This window comes from Phyllobacterium sp. P30BS-XVII (assembly GCF_014138335.1).
GTDB lineage: Bacteria > Pseudomonadota > Alphaproteobacteria > Rhizobiales > Rhizobiaceae > Phyllobacterium > Phyllobacterium meliloti.
The window spans coordinates 14,775-29,319 of the sequence record NZ_JACGXO010000013.1 but is presented as its reverse complement, the minus strand read 5'-3'; the positions used below and the strand labels follow the sequence as shown (position 1 = coordinate 29,319).

At 56.1% G+C, this 14,545-nt stretch carries 14 protein-coding genes; 13 read left to right on the top strand and 1 reads right to left on the bottom strand.

What is annotated here, in order from left to right; translation table 11 throughout:
• The 13 genes from FHW17_RS24145 (at window position 1) to FHW17_RS24085 (ending at window position 13,249) form a co-directional block, all read left to right on the top strand.
• Window positions 1-312 carry a pentapeptide repeat-containing protein gene (locus FHW17_RS24145; RefSeq protein WP_112529579.1) on the top strand — a complete coding sequence of 104 codons (312 nt, stop codon included), beginning with the start codon at window positions 1-3 and terminating at the stop codon, window positions 310-312.
• Window positions 312-2,393, top strand: a complete 2,082-nt coding sequence (gene nuoG / locus FHW17_RS24140) for an NADH-quinone oxidoreductase subunit NuoG (RefSeq protein WP_182510986.1) — start codon at window positions 312-314, stop codon at window positions 2,391-2,393. Before FHW17_RS24145 ends, nuoG begins: the two co-directional genes overlap by 1 nt.
• A 17-nt stretch (window positions 2,394-2,410) precedes the next feature.
• Window positions 2,411-3,457, top strand: a complete 1,047-nt coding sequence (nuoH, locus tag FHW17_RS24135) for an NADH-quinone oxidoreductase subunit NuoH (RefSeq protein ID WP_112529583.1) — start codon at window positions 2,411-2,413, stop codon at window positions 3,455-3,457.
• 11 nt (window positions 3,458-3,468) lie between these two features.
• Window positions 3,469-3,960: an NADH-quinone oxidoreductase subunit NuoI gene (nuoI, locus tag FHW17_RS24130; protein WP_091883764.1), complete on the top strand. Its 492-nt coding sequence runs from the start codon at window positions 3,469-3,471 to the stop codon at window positions 3,958-3,960.
• A gap of 169 nt (window positions 3,961-4,129) precedes the next feature.
• Window positions 4,130-4,750, top strand: a complete 621-nt coding sequence (locus tag FHW17_RS24125; RefSeq protein ID WP_091883762.1) for an NADH-quinone oxidoreductase subunit J — start codon at window positions 4,130-4,132, stop codon at window positions 4,748-4,750.
• A gap of 13 nt (window positions 4,751-4,763) precedes the next feature.
• A complete protein-coding gene (nuoK, locus tag FHW17_RS24120) occupies window positions 4,764-5,072 on the top strand; it encodes an NADH-quinone oxidoreductase subunit NuoK (RefSeq protein WP_091883761.1) in 309 nt (102 codons plus the stop codon).
• 7 nt (window positions 5,073-5,079) lie between these two features.
• Entirely contained in the window at window positions 5,080-7,068 is a 1,989-nt protein-coding gene (nuoL, locus tag FHW17_RS24115) for an NADH-quinone oxidoreductase subunit L (protein WP_182510985.1), read from the top strand.
• Complete coding sequence (locus FHW17_RS24110) at window positions 7,068-8,573, top strand: NADH-quinone oxidoreductase subunit M (RefSeq protein ID WP_113097732.1); 1,506 nt, start codon at window positions 7,068-7,070, stop codon at window positions 8,571-8,573. Before nuoL ends, FHW17_RS24110 begins: the two co-directional genes overlap by 1 nt.
• Window positions 8,574-8,592: 19 nt before the next feature.
• Window positions 8,593-10,029: an NADH-quinone oxidoreductase subunit NuoN gene (gene nuoN / locus FHW17_RS24105; RefSeq protein ID WP_182510984.1), complete on the top strand. Its 1,437-nt coding sequence runs from the start codon at window positions 8,593-8,595 to the stop codon at window positions 10,027-10,029.
• Between the two features lie 18 nt (window positions 10,030-10,047).
• Complete coding sequence (locus FHW17_RS24100; protein ID WP_112529589.1) at window positions 10,048-10,872, top strand: biotin--[acetyl-CoA-carboxylase] ligase; 825 nt, start codon at window positions 10,048-10,050, stop codon at window positions 10,870-10,872.
• 19 nt (window positions 10,873-10,891) lie between these two features.
• On the top strand, window positions 10,892-12,565 hold the full coding sequence (locus FHW17_RS24095; RefSeq protein WP_113097730.1) for a ribonuclease J: 1,674 nt from the start codon (window positions 10,892-10,894) through the stop codon (window positions 12,563-12,565).
• Window positions 12,566-12,573: 8 nt separating this feature from the next.
• Window positions 12,574-12,978, top strand: a complete 405-nt coding sequence (gene mce / locus FHW17_RS24090) for a methylmalonyl-CoA epimerase (RefSeq protein WP_112529593.1) — start codon at window positions 12,574-12,576, stop codon at window positions 12,976-12,978.
• A gap of 1 nt (window position 12,979) precedes the next feature.
• Window positions 12,980-13,249, top strand: a complete 270-nt coding sequence (locus tag FHW17_RS24085; RefSeq protein ID WP_091883753.1) for a DUF1467 family protein — start codon at window positions 12,980-12,982, stop codon at window positions 13,247-13,249.
• Window positions 13,250-13,522: 273 nt separating this feature from the next.
• On the opposite strand, the gene FHW17_RS24080 is transcribed toward FHW17_RS24085, so the two are convergent.
• Entirely contained in the window at window positions 13,523-14,524 is a 1,002-nt protein-coding gene (locus tag FHW17_RS24080; RefSeq protein ID WP_246707021.1) for a glycosyltransferase family 2 protein, read from the bottom strand.
• Window positions 14,525-14,545: the final 21 nt, after the last annotated feature.

Sequence of the window (14,545 nt, the reverse complement as noted above, 5' to 3'; positions counted from 1 at the left end):
ATGGAGATACATTCCAAGCGCGATGTTCTTGATGTGCGCGAGTGCGTGATTACCAATTCCATCTTTGACGACGTCAATCTGTCGAACACCGGATTTAACAACGTCAACCTGTCTTGTGTGCGGATCGGTAATACGAACCTCAGCAATTCAAAAGTTGAAGATGTGAACCTTTCCAATACCTTGTTCACAAATGTTAATATGAGCAATGTTAAGATCGAAAACGCCATGCTCGCAGGAATGACGATCAATGGCGTTCCCCTGAAAGATCTGTTTGAAGCTTATGAAGCGGCAACCCGTGCCGGAGAAGAATAATGGCAAAGATCAAAGTCGACGGTAGGGAAATCGAAGTACCGGATCACTACACGCTTCTGCAGGCTGCGGAAACGGCGGGTGCCGAGGTACCGCGTTTCTGTTTCCATGAGCGTTTGTCGATCGCCGGCAATTGCCGCATGTGCCTGATCGAAGTGAAGGGCGGACCACCCAAGCCTGCCGCTTCCTGCGCCATGGGCGTGCGCGATCTGCGTCCGGGCCCGAACGGCGAAACACCAGAGATTTTCACCAATACGCCCATGGTCAAGAAGGCCCGCGAAGGCGTCATGGAATTTCTGCTGATCAACCACCCGCTGGATTGCCCGATCTGTGATCAGGGCGGCGAGTGCGATCTGCAGGATCAGGCCATGGTGTTTGGTATCGGTGCATCGCGCTACAAGGAAAACAAGCGCGCCGTTGAAGACAAGTACATCGGACCGCTCGTCAAGACGGTGATGACCCGCTGCATTCACTGCACGCGCTGCGTCCGCTTTACGACGGAAGTGGCCGGTATTTCCGAGCTTGGCCTGATCGGTCGCGGCGAAGATGCCGAAATCACCACCTATCTCGAACAGGCGATGACATCGGAATTGCAGGGCAATGTGATTGACCTTTGCCCAGTCGGCGCACTGACATCCAAGCCTTACGCATTTCAGGCCCGTCCATGGGAATTGACCAAGACCGAATCTATCGACGTGATGGATGCTGTCGGCTCATCGATTCGCGTTGATACCCGTGGCCGCGAAGTGATGCGCGTTCTTCCGCGCGTCAATGAAGCCGTCAACGAGGAATGGATTTCCGACAAGACCCGCTTCATCTGGGATGGTCTGCGCACGCAGCGCCTTGACCGCCCTTATGTTCGCAAGGATGGCCGTCTTGTTCCGGCAAGCTGGCCGGAGGCTTTCGACGCAATCAAGGCTGCCGTTGCCAAGACGACAGGCGACAAGATCGGCGCGATTGCCGGTGATCTTGCCACCGTTGAGGAAATGTATGCGCTGAAACAGCTTGTTACCTCGCTCTGCTCTGCCAATATTGACGGGCGTCAGGACGGAACAGTGCTGAACACTGCCAATGGCCGCGCGTCTTACATCTTCAATCCAAGCATTGACGGTATCGAAGACGCCGACGCTGTTTTGATAATTGGTTCCAATCCGCGCTTTGAAGCTTCGCTGCTCAATGCCCGTCTGCGCAAGCGCTGGCGCGCTGCCGGTATCCCGATTGCACTGATCGGCGAACAGGCCGACCTGCGCTTCAACTATGAATATCTCGGTGCCGGTGCCGATACATTGGCGGAACTTGCCAATGGTTCGCTGAAATTCCACGCGGTGCTGAAGAAGGCCAAGAAGCCGATCATTATCATCGGGCAGGGCGCTCTCAGCCGTGCGGATGGCAATGCGGTTCTGGCTCTTGCTGCCAAGATTGCTGCGGACACCGGCGCACTTGCCGATGACTGGAATGGTTTCGGCGTTATTCACACCGCTGCAAGCCGCGTCGGTGCGCTCGATATCGGTTTCGTACCGGGCGAGGGTGGCAAATCGGTTGGCGAAATGAAGGACGCGCTCGATGTGCTGTTCCTGCTCGGCGCCGATGAACTGAACTGGTCTGATAAGGGCAGAGCCTTCACCGTCTATATCGGTACCCACGGCGATCAGGGCGCGCACAATGCGGACGTGATTCTGCCGGGTGCGACCTATACGGAGAAATCCGGCACTTACGTCAACACCGAAGGTCGTGTGCAGATGACCAGCCGCGCTGCCTTTGCGCCCGGCAATGCCAAGGAAGATTGGGCGGTCCTGCGCGCTCTGTCCGATGTTCTTGGCAAGAAACTGCCTTTCGACTCGCTGGCCGCTTTGCGCGCCAAGCTTTATGCAGAATACCCGCATTTGGCTGTCATCGACGCCATCAAGGCCGGTGACGCTGCCGACATCACGAAACTGGCCAACGCATCGGGCTCCGTTGAAAAGACGGCCTTCGTATCGCCAGTGCAAGACTTCTACTTGACCAACCCGATCGCCCGCGCTTCCGCCGTCATGGCTGAATGTTCCGCGCTGGCCAAGGGCGGCTTCAAGCAGGCGGCCGAGTAGGCGGGGAAGAGACTGATATGGAAGAAATTTTCGCAACCTACATCCTGCCGCTGCTGATTATCCTTGGAAAATCAGTGCTGATGCTCGTGGTGATGCTGCTGATCATCGCTTACCTGCTTTACGCGGATCGCAAGATCTGGGCGGCCGTTCAGTTGCGCCGTGGTCCGAACGTGGTTGGCCCGTTCGGCCTGTTGCAGTCCTTTGCCGATCTTTTGAAGTTCGTGGTCAAGGAACCGATCATTCCATCCGGCGCCAATAAGGGTATTTTCCTGTTGGCACCGCTGGTTTCCTCGGTGCTTGCCATGGCTGCATGGGCGGTTATCCCTGTCAATGAAGGCTGGGCGATTGCCAACGTCAATGTCGGCATTCTCTATGTGCTCGCCATTTCATCGCTCGAAGTCTACGGCGTCATCATGGCCGGCTGGGCATCGAACTCAAAATATCCGTTCCTCGGTGCGCTTCGCTCCGCTGCGCAGATGGTTTCCTATGAAGTTTCCATCGGTTTTGTCATTGTCACCGTTCTGCTCTGCGTCGGTTCGCTGAACCTCACGGATATCGTCCTGTCGCAGAAAACGGGCCTTGGCACGATGGTCGGCCTGCCAAACACATTCCTTGACTGGCATTGGCTTGGCCTGTTCCCGATGTTCGTCATTTTCTTCATCTCGGCGCTTGCCGAAACCAACCGCCCGCCTTTCGATCTGGTCGAAGCGGAATCGGAACTCGTTGCCGGTCACATGATCGAGTATTCGTCGACCGCGTTCCTGTTGTTCTTCCTTGGTGAATATGTCGCCATCACGCTGATGTGCGCGCTGACGACGATCCTGTTCCTCGGCGGCTGGTTGCCTCCGGTTGATGTATGGTTCCTGAACTGGGTACCCGGCATCATCTGGTTCATGCTCAAGCTCTTCTTCGTCTTCTTCATGATCGCCATGGTGAAGGCATTCGTTCCGCGCTACCGCTATGATCAATTGATGCGTCTGGGTTGGAAAGTGTTCCTGCCGATCTCGCTCTTCATGGTCATCGCAACCGCGGCCTTTCTTAAAATCACCGGCCTGACACCGTAAGGAGAATCAGCATGGCACAACTCGCACAAGCTGCTAAATCGCTCCTGCTGGCGGAGTTCGTCGGGGCATTCTTCCTGTCGATGCGGCAGTTCTTCGCGCCGAAGGCAACGTTGAACTACCCTTATGAAAAGGGACCGCTGAGCCCGCGTTTCCGTGGTGAACATGCGCTGCGCCGTTATCCCAACGGCGAAGAACGCTGCATTGCCTGCAAGCTTTGCGAAGCGATCTGCCCGGCACAGGCCATCACCATCGAAGCTGGCCCGCGCCGCAATGACGGAACGCGCCGCACGGTGCGTTATGACATTGACATGGTGAAGTGCATCTATTGCGGCTTCTGTCAGGAAGCCTGCCCGGTTGATGCCATCGTCGAAGGTCCGAATTTCGAGTTCGCCACGGAAACCCGTGAAGAGCTTTATTATGACAAGGACCGGCTGCTCGCCAATGGCGATCGCTGGGAACGCGAACTGGCCCGGAACATCGCAATGGATGCGCCGTACCGGTAAGAATTGAGTGGATGGGGCATCGTCTCGTCCAAGTGCGCGCATGTGTCTTAGGGCAGGGTGCTTCTACCCGGCAGGAACATGCGTTAAGAGGCTGCGATTATACGGAAATGTCCGTGAATCGCTTTAAAAATGGCAGAATAGTCTGCCGGAATGGAAATCGGGGGAACCCATGCTGACAGGTATTGCGGCGGCGTTTTTTTATCTCTTCGCCTTCATCACCGTCGCCAGTGCGTTCATGGTGATTGCGGCGCGTAATCCCGTGCATTCCGTGCTGTTTCTCATCCTCGCCTTCTTCAACGCGGCGGGGCTCTTCCTGCTGACCGGTGCTGAATTCCTGGCGATGATCCTTCTTGTGGTCTATGTCGGCGCGGTTGCCGTTCTCTTCCTCTTCGTCGTGATGATGCTGGATGTGGACTTTACCGAGATGAAGCGCGGCGCGCTGCAATATGCGCCCATCGGCGCACTTGTCGGCATGATCCTGGCGGTAGAACTGATCGTTGTTCTGGGAGGATCAATCTTCGCGCCAAGCATTGGACGGGTTGTCGTTCAGCCAACGCCTGATGTGGCGACGCGCACCAACACGGCCGCGCTCGGCGACATCCTCTATACGGATTACATCTATTACTTCCAGATTGCCGGTCTCGTGCTTCTGGTCGCCATGATCGGCGCGATTGTGCTGACGCTTCGCCACAAGGAAGGCGTGAAGCGCCAGAACATCTCGCAGCAGGTCGCACGCACGCCCGAGACGGCCATTGAGGTCAAACAGGTCGAAACGGGCAAGGGTATTTGACAGGAGCGCCATGATGGTAATCGGTATCGCACATTATCTGACAGTTTCCGCGCTGCTGTTCACGATGGGGATCTTCGGTATCTTCCTCAATCGTAAGAACGTGATCGTCATCCTGATGTCGGTCGAATTGATCCTGCTCGCCGTCAACCTGAATTTTGTGGCGTTCTCCGCCGCTCTGGGGGATCTGGTTGGACAGGTTTTTGCATTGTTTGTCTTGACCGTTGCTGCCGCTGAGGCCGCCATCGGACTTGCTATTCTCGTCGTGTTCTATCGCAATCGTGGGTCGATTGCCGTGGAAGACGTCAACATGATGAAAGGTTGACGGGGGCATGCTGTATCTGGCGATTGTCTTCCTTCCGCTGCTCGGCTTTCTGATCGCGGGGCTCTTCGGCTCGGCTATCGGCGCAAAGGCGAGCGAGTATGTCACCACCGGTCTGATGATCGTGGTTGCGGTCCTCTCATGGATTGCTTTCACGACCGTAGCGCTCGGCCATGGCGAAGCATTCAAGGTTCCGGTCCTGCACTGGGTTGAATCGGGCTCGCTGAGCTTTGACTGGGCCTTGCGCATCGATACGCTGACTGCCGTCATGCTGATCGTCGTCAACACGGTGTCGGCGCTCGTCCATACCTATTCGATCGGCTATATGCATCACGATCCGCATCGGCCCCGCTTCTTTGCCTATCTGTCGCTCTTCACCTTTGCGATGTTGATGCTGGTAACGGGCGACAATTTGGTTCAGATGTTCTTCGGCTGGGAAGGCGTCGGCCTTGCCTCCTACCTGCTCATCGGTTTCTGGTTCAAGAAGCCCTCGGCCAATGCTGCGGCGATGAAAGCTTTCATCGTCAACCGCGTCGGCGATTTTGGTTTCCTTCTTGGCATTTTCTCGCTGTTCGTCCTGTTCGATACCGTTCAGTTTGATACGCTGTTCCAATCCGCTGCCTCCTATCTTCCGGCAGAAGGAGCAGGGGACGGCAAGGTTGTCCTGAATTTCCTCGGCTATGCGTTGGGTAAACAGGAAGCGATCACGGTTGCCTGTCTGCTGCTATTCATGGGCGCGATGGGTAAATCAGCACAGTTTCTGCTGCACACCTGGCTGCCTGACGCCATGGAAGGCCCGACGCCGGTTTCCGCACTCATCCACGCCGCAACAATGGTTACGGCAGGTGTGTTCATGGTTGCCCGCCTGTCGCCGATTTTCGAACTGTCGCACACGGCTTTGATCGTCGTCACATTCGTTGGCGCAACCACGGCCTTCTTTGCGGCAACGGTTGGTCTTGTCCAGAACGACATCAAGCGCGTCATCGCCTATTCGACCTGCTCGCAGCTCGGTTATATGTTTGTGGCGCTTGGTCTTGGTGCCTATGGCGCCGCCATTTTCCACCTGTTCACACACGCTTTCTTCAAAGCGCTGCTGTTCCTTGGTGCAGGTTCCGTCATTCATGCGGTTTCCGATGAACAGGACATGCGCAATATGGGTGGTCTGCGCAAGCTGATCCCGCAAACCTACTGGATGATGGTCATCGGCACGATCGCCCTGACCGGCCTTGGTATTCCCGGCACGGCTATCGGCACTGCTGGCTTTTTCTCCAAGGATGCGATCATTGAATCGGCCTATGCTTCGACAAGCCCGGCTGCCACTTATGCCTTCGTCCTGCTTGTGATTGCCGCGCTGTTCACCAGCTTCTATTCATGGCGCCTGATTTTCATGACATTCCATGGCAAGCCACGCGCCTCGCACGATGTCATGCATCATGTGCATGAATCGCCCTATGTCATGCTGGTGCCGCTGTTCATCCTTGCCATCGGTGCGCTGTTTGCCGGTGTTGTCTTCCGCGAATACTTCTTCGGACATGAATATGCCGAGTTCTGGAAGGGCGCGCTGTTCACAGGCAAGGAAAACGAGATTCTGGAACTGCATCATCATGTTCCAGCGCTTGTAGCTGCCTCGCCATTCCTGGCGATGCTGGCTGGCTTCATCCTGGCTTGGATCTTCTACATCCGTTCGCCGGAAACGCCGAAGCGTCTGGCCGAGCAGCATCGCGGTCTCTACCAGTTCCTGCTCAACAAGTGGTACTTTGACGAACTCTACGACTTCCTGTTCGTGCGTCCGGCAAAGGCTCTTGGCAAGTTCCTGTGGAAGAAGGGCGATGGCTGGCTCATTGACGGCCATGGTCCGGACGGGATTTCTGCCCGGGTTGTCGATATCACTAACCGCGTGGTGCGCCTGCAGACCGGTTACCTCTATCATTATGCGTTCGCGATGCTCATTGGGGTCGCCGCACTCGTCACGTGGATGATGCTCGGGAGCAACTTCTGATGACCGACTGGCCAATTCTCTCGACTGTTACCTTCCTGCCATTGGTCGGTGCGCTCCTGATCCTTCTGATCCGGGATGACAGTGAATCCGCGCGGCGCAATATCCGCAATGTGGCACTGTGGACCACGGTCATCACATTCCTCTTGTCCCTGCCGATCTGGTACTATTTCGACAAGGGCCATGCTGGTTTCCAGTTCGTGGAAAAGCTTGCCTGGCTCGACTCCGGAATTTCCTATCATATGGGCGTGGACGGCATTTCGATGCTGTTCGTTATCCTGACGACATTCCTGATGCCGCTTTGCATCCTTGCCAGCTGGGAAGCGATCCAGACCCGCGTCAAGGAATACATGATTGCCTTCCTCGTGCTCGAAACACTGATGATCGGTGTGTTCTGTGCGCTGGATATCGTGCTGTTCTACGTATTCTTCGAAGCCGTGCTGGTGCCGATGTTCATCATCATCGGCGTGTGGGGTGGCAAGCGCCGCGTCTATGCCAGCTTCAAGTTCTTCCTCTACACGCTGCTCGGCTCCGTGCTGATGCTGATCGCCATCATGGCCATGTACTGGCAGGCTGGCACGACGGACATTCCGACACTGCTGGCACATTCTTTCCCTGTGTCCATGCAGACATGGCTGTGGCTGGCATTCTTCGCGTCCTTCGCTGTGAAAATGCCGATGTGGCCTGTGCATACATGGTTGCCGGATGCGCACGTGGAAGCACCGACAGCGGCATCCGCCATTCTGGCCGGTATCCTGTTGAAGCTCGGCGGCTATGGTTTCCTGCGCTTCTCCCTGCCGATGTTCCCGATTGCCTCGGCTGACTTCGCGCCGTTGATCTACACCCTCTCGGTTGTTGCCATCGTCTACACGTCTCTGGTTGCCCTGATGCAGGAAGACATCAAGAAGCTGATCGCCTATTCCTCCGTCGCCCACATGGGCTATGTGACCATGGGTATCTTTGCAGCGAACGAGCAGGGCATTCAGGGCGCATTGTTCCAGATGCTCTCGCACGGTCTTGTTTCCGCCGCGCTGTTCCTTTGCGTTGGTGTTGTTTATGACCGCACCCATACCCGCGAAATCTCCGCCTATGGCGGCCTTGTGAACAACATGCCGAAATATGCGGTGGTGTTCCTGATCCTGACTATGGCCAATGTCGGCCTACCGGGAACCTCGGGCTTCATCGGTGAATTCCTGACGCTGCTTGGTGTCTTCCGGGTCAACACATGGGTTGCATTGTTTGCAACGACAGGTGTGATTTTCTCGGCGGCCTACGCGCTGTGGCTCTATCGCCGCGTGGTGTTCGGTTCGCTCGACAAGGAAAGCCTGAAGTCACTGCTGGATATGTCGCCGCGCGAAAAGCTGGTTGTCTATCCGCTGGTGATCCTCACCATCTTCTACGGTGTTTATCCGATGCCCGTTTTCGACGCGACGGCAAGCTCGGTTCATGCCCTTATCAATCAATACAATAACGCGCTGTCCGCAGCCGCCACACTGGCGCTGAAATAGCAGGAAGAGGCCAAGGCCGATGCAGACCGACATGATTGCCAACTTGACGCTTATGGCCCCTGAACTGCTCATCGCAGTGGGAGCATTGGCTCTTCTGATGATCGGGGCCTACTCCGGTGAACGGGCAAATTCCGTGGTCAACGGACTGGCGGTTGCCGTGCTGCTTGCAGCACTGGCACTCGTTGTCCTGTTCCCGCATGATGGCCACGTCTTTGGCCGCGCCTTTGTCTCGGACCCATTCTCGCGCTTCATGAAGGTGCTGACACTGGTTGGTTCCATTGTCGCGCTTGTCATGTCGGTGGGCTTTGCCAAGGTTGAAAAATTCGACAAGTTCGAATTCCCGATCCTTATCATGCTGGCGACCCTCGGCATGCTGCTGATGATCTCGGCCAATGATACATTGTCGCTGTATCTCGGCCTCGAATTGCAGTCTCTGGCGCTCTATGTCGTTGCTGCAATCAACCGTGACAGCACCCGCTCGACGGAAGCTGGCCTGAAGTATTTCGTCCTCGGCGCTTTGTCATCCGGCATGCTGCTCTACGGTATTTCGCTCGTTTACGGCTTTACCGGTCACACAGGCTTTGAAGGTATCGCACAGGCGCTGGCAGGCGGCGAACGCCAGCTTGGCGTTGTCTTTGGTCTGGTCTTTATCTTTGCGGGTCTTGCCTTCAAGATATCCGCCGTGCCTTTCCACATGTGGACACCCGACGTTTACGAAGGCGCACCGACACCGGTCACTGCGTTCTTTGCGACAGCGCCGAAAATGGCTGCCATGGCCCTGCTTACCCGTGTTGCGGTTGAGACGTTCCAGCCGATCACCCATGACTGGCAGCAGATCATCGTCTTCATCGCCATTGCATCGATGGTTCTGGGTGCGTTCGCCGCCATTGGTCAGCGCAATATCAAGCGTCTGATGGCCTATTCGTCGATCAGCCATATGGGCTATGCGCTTGTTGGTCTGGCTGCTGGTACGCAGGTTGGCGTGCGCGGCGTGGTCATCTACATGTTCATCTACCTGATCACGACGCTTGGTGTGTTTGCCTTTATTCTGGCGATGCGCCGCAAGCACGGAAATGTCGAGCTGATCGAGGATCTGACTGGGCTTTCCCGCACCAATCCAATCATGGCGACGATCTTCACTATCCTGATGTTCTCGCTGGCAGGTATTCCGCCGCTCGCCGGGTTCTGGGGCAAGTGGTACACCTTCCTTGCCGCTGTGCAGGCCAACCTCTATGCGCTGGCTATCATCGGTATCGTGGCTTCGGTCGTGGGCGCATTCTATTACCTGCGCATCATCAAGATCATGTGGTTTGATGAGCCAGCCGAAGGCTTTGTTCCTGTTGCCGGTGAACTGCGTCTGGTTCTTGGTGTTTCAGGCCTGCTGACGCTGCTTTATGTGCTCATCGGTGGACCGGTTAGCACCTATGCGGAAGCTGCCGCAAAAACCTTCTTCTGAGGCCGGGAACCCTGACCAATGGGATTTTCGCTCTCGCCACTGGCGCAGCAAAACGGTTTCAGGCTTGAAGCTTTTGATACCGTCGGTTCGACCAATGCCATTGCGCTGGAACGCGCGCATGAGGGCGATCCCGGACGGTTGTGGATTGTTTCCAAAAAGCAGGAGAGTGGGCGCGGGCGTCGTGGCCGCGCTTGGGCGACGTCCCACGGCAATCTGGCCGCATCGCTGCTTTTGACAGGCAATTTTGAATTAAAGACTGCGGCAACGCTCGGTTTCGTCGCTGGGCTTTCGCTGGCCGATGCACTTGATGCGGTATGTCCGCAGGCTGCAATTTCGGTCGGTATTGATGGTGTGGGCAATTCTGACCTGCGCATTGAACTCAAATGGCCCAATGATGTCCTGATCAACAAGGCCAAGCTGTCTGGCATTCTGCTTGAATCGACGCTTTTGCCTGACGGACGCTTTGCTGTCGTTGTTGGTATTGGCGTCAATGTGGTTGCGTACCCTGAGGACGTGCCGTATCCAGCCACATCATTGAAGCAACTCGGTGCGGATTGTGATGCGGAAACCCTGTTTCTGGCACTGTCTGATGCTTGGCAGGAAAACAGCCGCATCTGGGACGAGGGACGTGGTCTCTCGGAAATCCGCAAGCGCTGGCTGAAGCGGGCCGCCGGAATCGGCACCGAAGTTGCGGTGCGGGTCGACGGCTCGGTGCTGCGTGGTATATTCGAGACAATTGACGAAGACTGTCGTTTTGTCATACGCGATAATGATGGGGAGAGGGTGAAGATTGCTGCCGGCGATGTTCACTTCGGTGCAGTCGCATCAGCAAGTGCCGGATAGCCGGTTGTTAGGAGTATAAATGGCAAATTCCGATCAGGCGGAACTGGTGTTCCTGCCTTTAGGCGGTGTTGGTGAGATCGGGATGAATCTGGCCTTGTATGGCTATGGCCCCAGTCACAAACGCGAATGGGTCGTCGTCGATATGGGCGTCACCTTTGCCGGACCGGATCTTCCTGGCGCTGATCTTGTGCTTCCCGATATCCGTTTTCTGCAGGCAGAGCGGCATAATCTCAAAGGCATTGTGATCACACATGCCCATGAAGACCATTATGGCGCGTTGCTGGACCTGTGGCCGATGCTGAATGTGCCTGTCTATGCGACGCCGTTCACCGCTGGATTGCTGGAAGCCAAGCGTCACTCCGAGCCGGGCGCACCGGATATTCCCGTTACGATTTACCGTGCCGGAGAGAAATTCAATGTCGGACCTTTCGAGTTCGAAGCGCTCGCCGTGACACACTCGATTCCTGAACCTGTCTCGCTGGCAATCAAAACACCGCTTGGCACCGTCATCCACACGGGTGACTGGAAGATGGACCCGGAACCATCGCTTGGACCTTTGATCGACGAAGCGCGTTTCCGTGCGCTCGGCGATGAAGGCGTTCTCGCCATGATGTGCGATTCCACCAATGCGCTGCGCGAAGGTGAATCGCCATCCGAGCGCGAAGTCGGTGACAGTTTGCGCGATATTATCGAGAATGCCCGTGGCCGCGTGGCCATTACGACCTTCTCGTCCAATGTCGGACGTATTCGCTCCATTGCCATCGCTGCCCGCGATGCCGGACGTCAGGTGCTGGTGCTTGGCCGCTCGATGAAACGCATGATCGCTGTGGCCAGCGAACTTGGCTATCTCGATGGCATTCCGGAATTCCTGTCCGAAGAGGACTACGGTTTCATTCCGCGCGAAAATATTGTCATCATCCTGACCGGCAGTCAGGGTGAATCCCGTGCTGCACTCGCCAAGCTCGCCCGCGATGAAATGCGCAGTGTGGCGCTTTCCGCCGGTGATACGGTCATTTATTCGTCGCGCACGATCCCCGGTAATGAGAAGCCGATCATCGAGACAAAGAACCTGCTGATTGAGCAGGGCATTCACATCATCTCCGATGATGACCAGCTTGTGCATGTTTCCGGCCATCCGCGCCGCAATGAGCTGAAGCGCATGTATGAATGGGTGCGCCCGCGTATCCTCGTGCCCGTGCATGGTGAAGCCGCACATCTGGTGGCGCAGGGCTCGCTCGCCGCCATGGCAGGCATTCCGGAAGTGCCGCAGGTGCGCAATGGCGATATATTGCGCCTCGCACCGGGTAAGGCTGAGATCATCGATCAGGCGCCATTTGGCCGCTTGATCAAGGATGGCAGGCTGATCGGCGACGAGGAAGAAGTCGGCATTGTTGACCGCCGCAAGCTTTCCTATGTCGGCCATGTCGCTGTCTCCATGCTGCTCGATGCGAAGTACAACATCATCGAAGACCCGGAAGTCGTGCCTGTCGGCCTGCCGGAGAATGACCGTGAAGGTGAACTTCTCGAAGACCTGCTTTATGATGCGGCAGTGAGCGCCGTGCAAAGCATCCCACGGGAAAAGCGTAGGGATCTCGCCATGGTGCGCGAAGCCGTTCGCCGCGCGGTGCGCGCTGCAACCAACGAGGCATGGGGCAAAAAGCCTGTTGTCACCGTATTCGTAACGCGCATTTGAGGTAGATGATGCTTGGCCGTCTCAATCATGTTGCTATCGCTGTTCCTGATCTGGCGGCGGCATCTGCTGTTTATCGCGACATGCTTGGCGCAAAACTCACCGAGCCGCAGGTTTTGCCGGAGCATGGTGTTACCGTTGTCTTCATCGATGTCGGCAATACCAAGATCGAACTGCTTGAGCCACTGAATGCAGATTCGCCGATTGCCGCTTTCCTTGCCAAGAACCCATCAGGCGGCATGCATCACGTCTGCTACGAAGTGACCGATATTCTGGCAGCGAGAAATCATCTAAAAGAGCAGGGCGCCCGCATTCTGGGCGACGGCGAACCAAAGATCGGCGCCCACGGGAAACCGGTTCTCTTTCTTCACCCGAAAGACTTCAACGGGACGCTGATCGAACTGGAGCAGGTCTGAAATGCCTATCGCGACTGGAATGGCTGTTTATTTCATCTTCTGGTGGCTGACGCTGTTCACCGTACTGCCGATTGGCCTTCGCACCCAGGCCGACGAAGATGATGTTACGCTTGGCACGACTGCCAGCGCGCCCCATAAGCATCGCATGGGTCGGGTGTTCCTCATCACCACCATTGTCTCCGCAGTTATCTTTGTGATCTTCTATATCGTGAACCAGAAGCTCGGCTTCGGTGTCGATGATATCCCGGTTTTCTTCCCTAAACTGGATTAGGGTCTGCAGAAATATTGTGCGCGGCATGAACATGGTTCGTGGTTCGACAAGCTCACCATGAGGGAGAGAGGTGTTTGCAGAGAGCTTTATTCTGCAATCTTGGTGATCTGCAATCTTTTTTGATCTGCAAATTTTGCGATTAGCGTTGCATCCTCACTCGCCCTCATGGTGAGCTTGTCGAACCACGAACCACGAACCACGTCTATGCAGAATATCTATTGCAGAAGGTCGTGTTGAACAAACAACCCATCACCCGCAAATGGCACGTAACCCTCAAGACCCCGTTGTCTGCCTGTAATGCGATGATGTTTTACCAAAACAGCCCTGGCAAATGCCTGTAATACTGCCCATGCAGGCAGCCACCCGGATCAGCGCTTCACCCCGGGTAAACGGCGCGGCGATGGTATAGCTGCAAAGCTTCAAGACTCTGCCCGCGATAGAGCCCGGCACACGCAGCAAAGTGGTCTTGCGGCAATTGGCAAGCTTCGCACAAATCTCGACGGCACTATTGTCCCTGTCGCGCCGGAAGTGATAGCGAAAGGTCAGTCTCTCAAGTGGCACTGTCTCATAGGCAATGGCCAGCGGCGTCCAACCGGTTTTGGCACCCAGTTCCCATGCGTGCCTGCACAGGCGCCAGTCCTCTCCACCGGCCATGCCGAGCGCATTGTCAAAGCGCAGACCTGTGCGACGAAAAAAATCGAGGCTACCCATCCAGCTTCCCGTTGCCAGCAAAATTCTGTTGGCTTCATTGTTCTGGCGTTTGAGCGTTGCCTTGTGCTCACTGCGTCTGTTTCTGCGGTTCAAACCCGCCCAAACAAGCTGCGCAGCAAAGGAGGCGTTGGGTGCAATGGGGGCACAACGAACAGGCGAGGCGACCAGATCAAGGTCAAATCGGTCACGTTCAGCGAGCAACTCAACCAGCCAGTCAGGCTCGACCCGTTCGTCATCATCAGCAAAAGTCAGCAGGTCATGTTCACCGGCCAGCGCACATTCCAGTGCGCGATTGCGTGCAAACGCAATGCCCAGACGCGATTCGACCTCGTATTGAACGGATATATCAGGCACCTGCGAACGGAAATGCTGCACAACAGCCTGAAGCGTTGCCTCTTCATTGTTCTCAATAATAAGGAAGTGCAGATGCACATCATCAGGAATCCGCATCGCCGCGTAGGAGGCAAGCAGGTTTTGCAGCATGACCGGCCGGTTACGCGTCACTGTGCTTATGCATATACTGCGCTTGCGCGGCATTGCCGCGTTGCACCTGTCGTCAGTCATGGGTCGTCCCCGAACACACTA

Coding starts and splice junctions, on each gene's coding strand:
- FHW17_RS24100 (WP_112529589.1), top strand. CDS start 10,048: ATGGGATTTTCGCTCTCGCCACTGGCGCAGCAAAACGGTTTCAGGCTT.
- nuoN (WP_182510984.1), top strand. CDS start 8,593: ATGCAGACCGACATGATTGCCAACTTGACGCTTATGGCCCCTGAACTG.
- FHW17_RS24095 (WP_113097730.1), top strand. CDS start 10,892: ATGGCAAATTCCGATCAGGCGGAACTGGTGTTCCTGCCTTTAGGCGGT.
- nuoI (WP_091883764.1), top strand. CDS start 3,469: ATGGCACAACTCGCACAAGCTGCTAAATCGCTCCTGCTGGCGGAGTTC.
- FHW17_RS24085 (WP_091883753.1), top strand. CDS start 12,980: ATGCCTATCGCGACTGGAATGGCTGTTTATTTCATCTTCTGGTGGCTG.
- nuoG (WP_182510986.1), top strand. CDS start 312: ATGGCAAAGATCAAAGTCGACGGTAGGGAAATCGAAGTACCGGATCAC.
- FHW17_RS24145 (WP_112529579.1), top strand. CDS start 1: ATGGAGATACATTCCAAGCGCGATGTTCTTGATGTGCGCGAGTGCGTG.
- FHW17_RS24080 (WP_246707021.1), bottom strand. CDS start 14,524: ATGACTGACGACAGGTGCAACGCGGCAATGCCGCGCAAGCGCAGTATA.
- mce (WP_112529593.1), top strand. CDS start 12,574: ATGCTTGGCCGTCTCAATCATGTTGCTATCGCTGTTCCTGATCTGGCG.
- nuoL (WP_182510985.1), top strand. CDS start 5,080: ATGCTGTATCTGGCGATTGTCTTCCTTCCGCTGCTCGGCTTTCTGATC.
- FHW17_RS24110 (WP_113097732.1), top strand. CDS start 7,068: ATGACCGACTGGCCAATTCTCTCGACTGTTACCTTCCTGCCATTGGTC.
- nuoK (WP_091883761.1), top strand. CDS start 4,764: ATGGTAATCGGTATCGCACATTATCTGACAGTTTCCGCGCTGCTGTTC.
- FHW17_RS24125 (WP_091883762.1), top strand. CDS start 4,130: ATGCTGACAGGTATTGCGGCGGCGTTTTTTTATCTCTTCGCCTTCATC.
- nuoH (WP_112529583.1), top strand. CDS start 2,411: ATGGAAGAAATTTTCGCAACCTACATCCTGCCGCTGCTGATTATCCTT.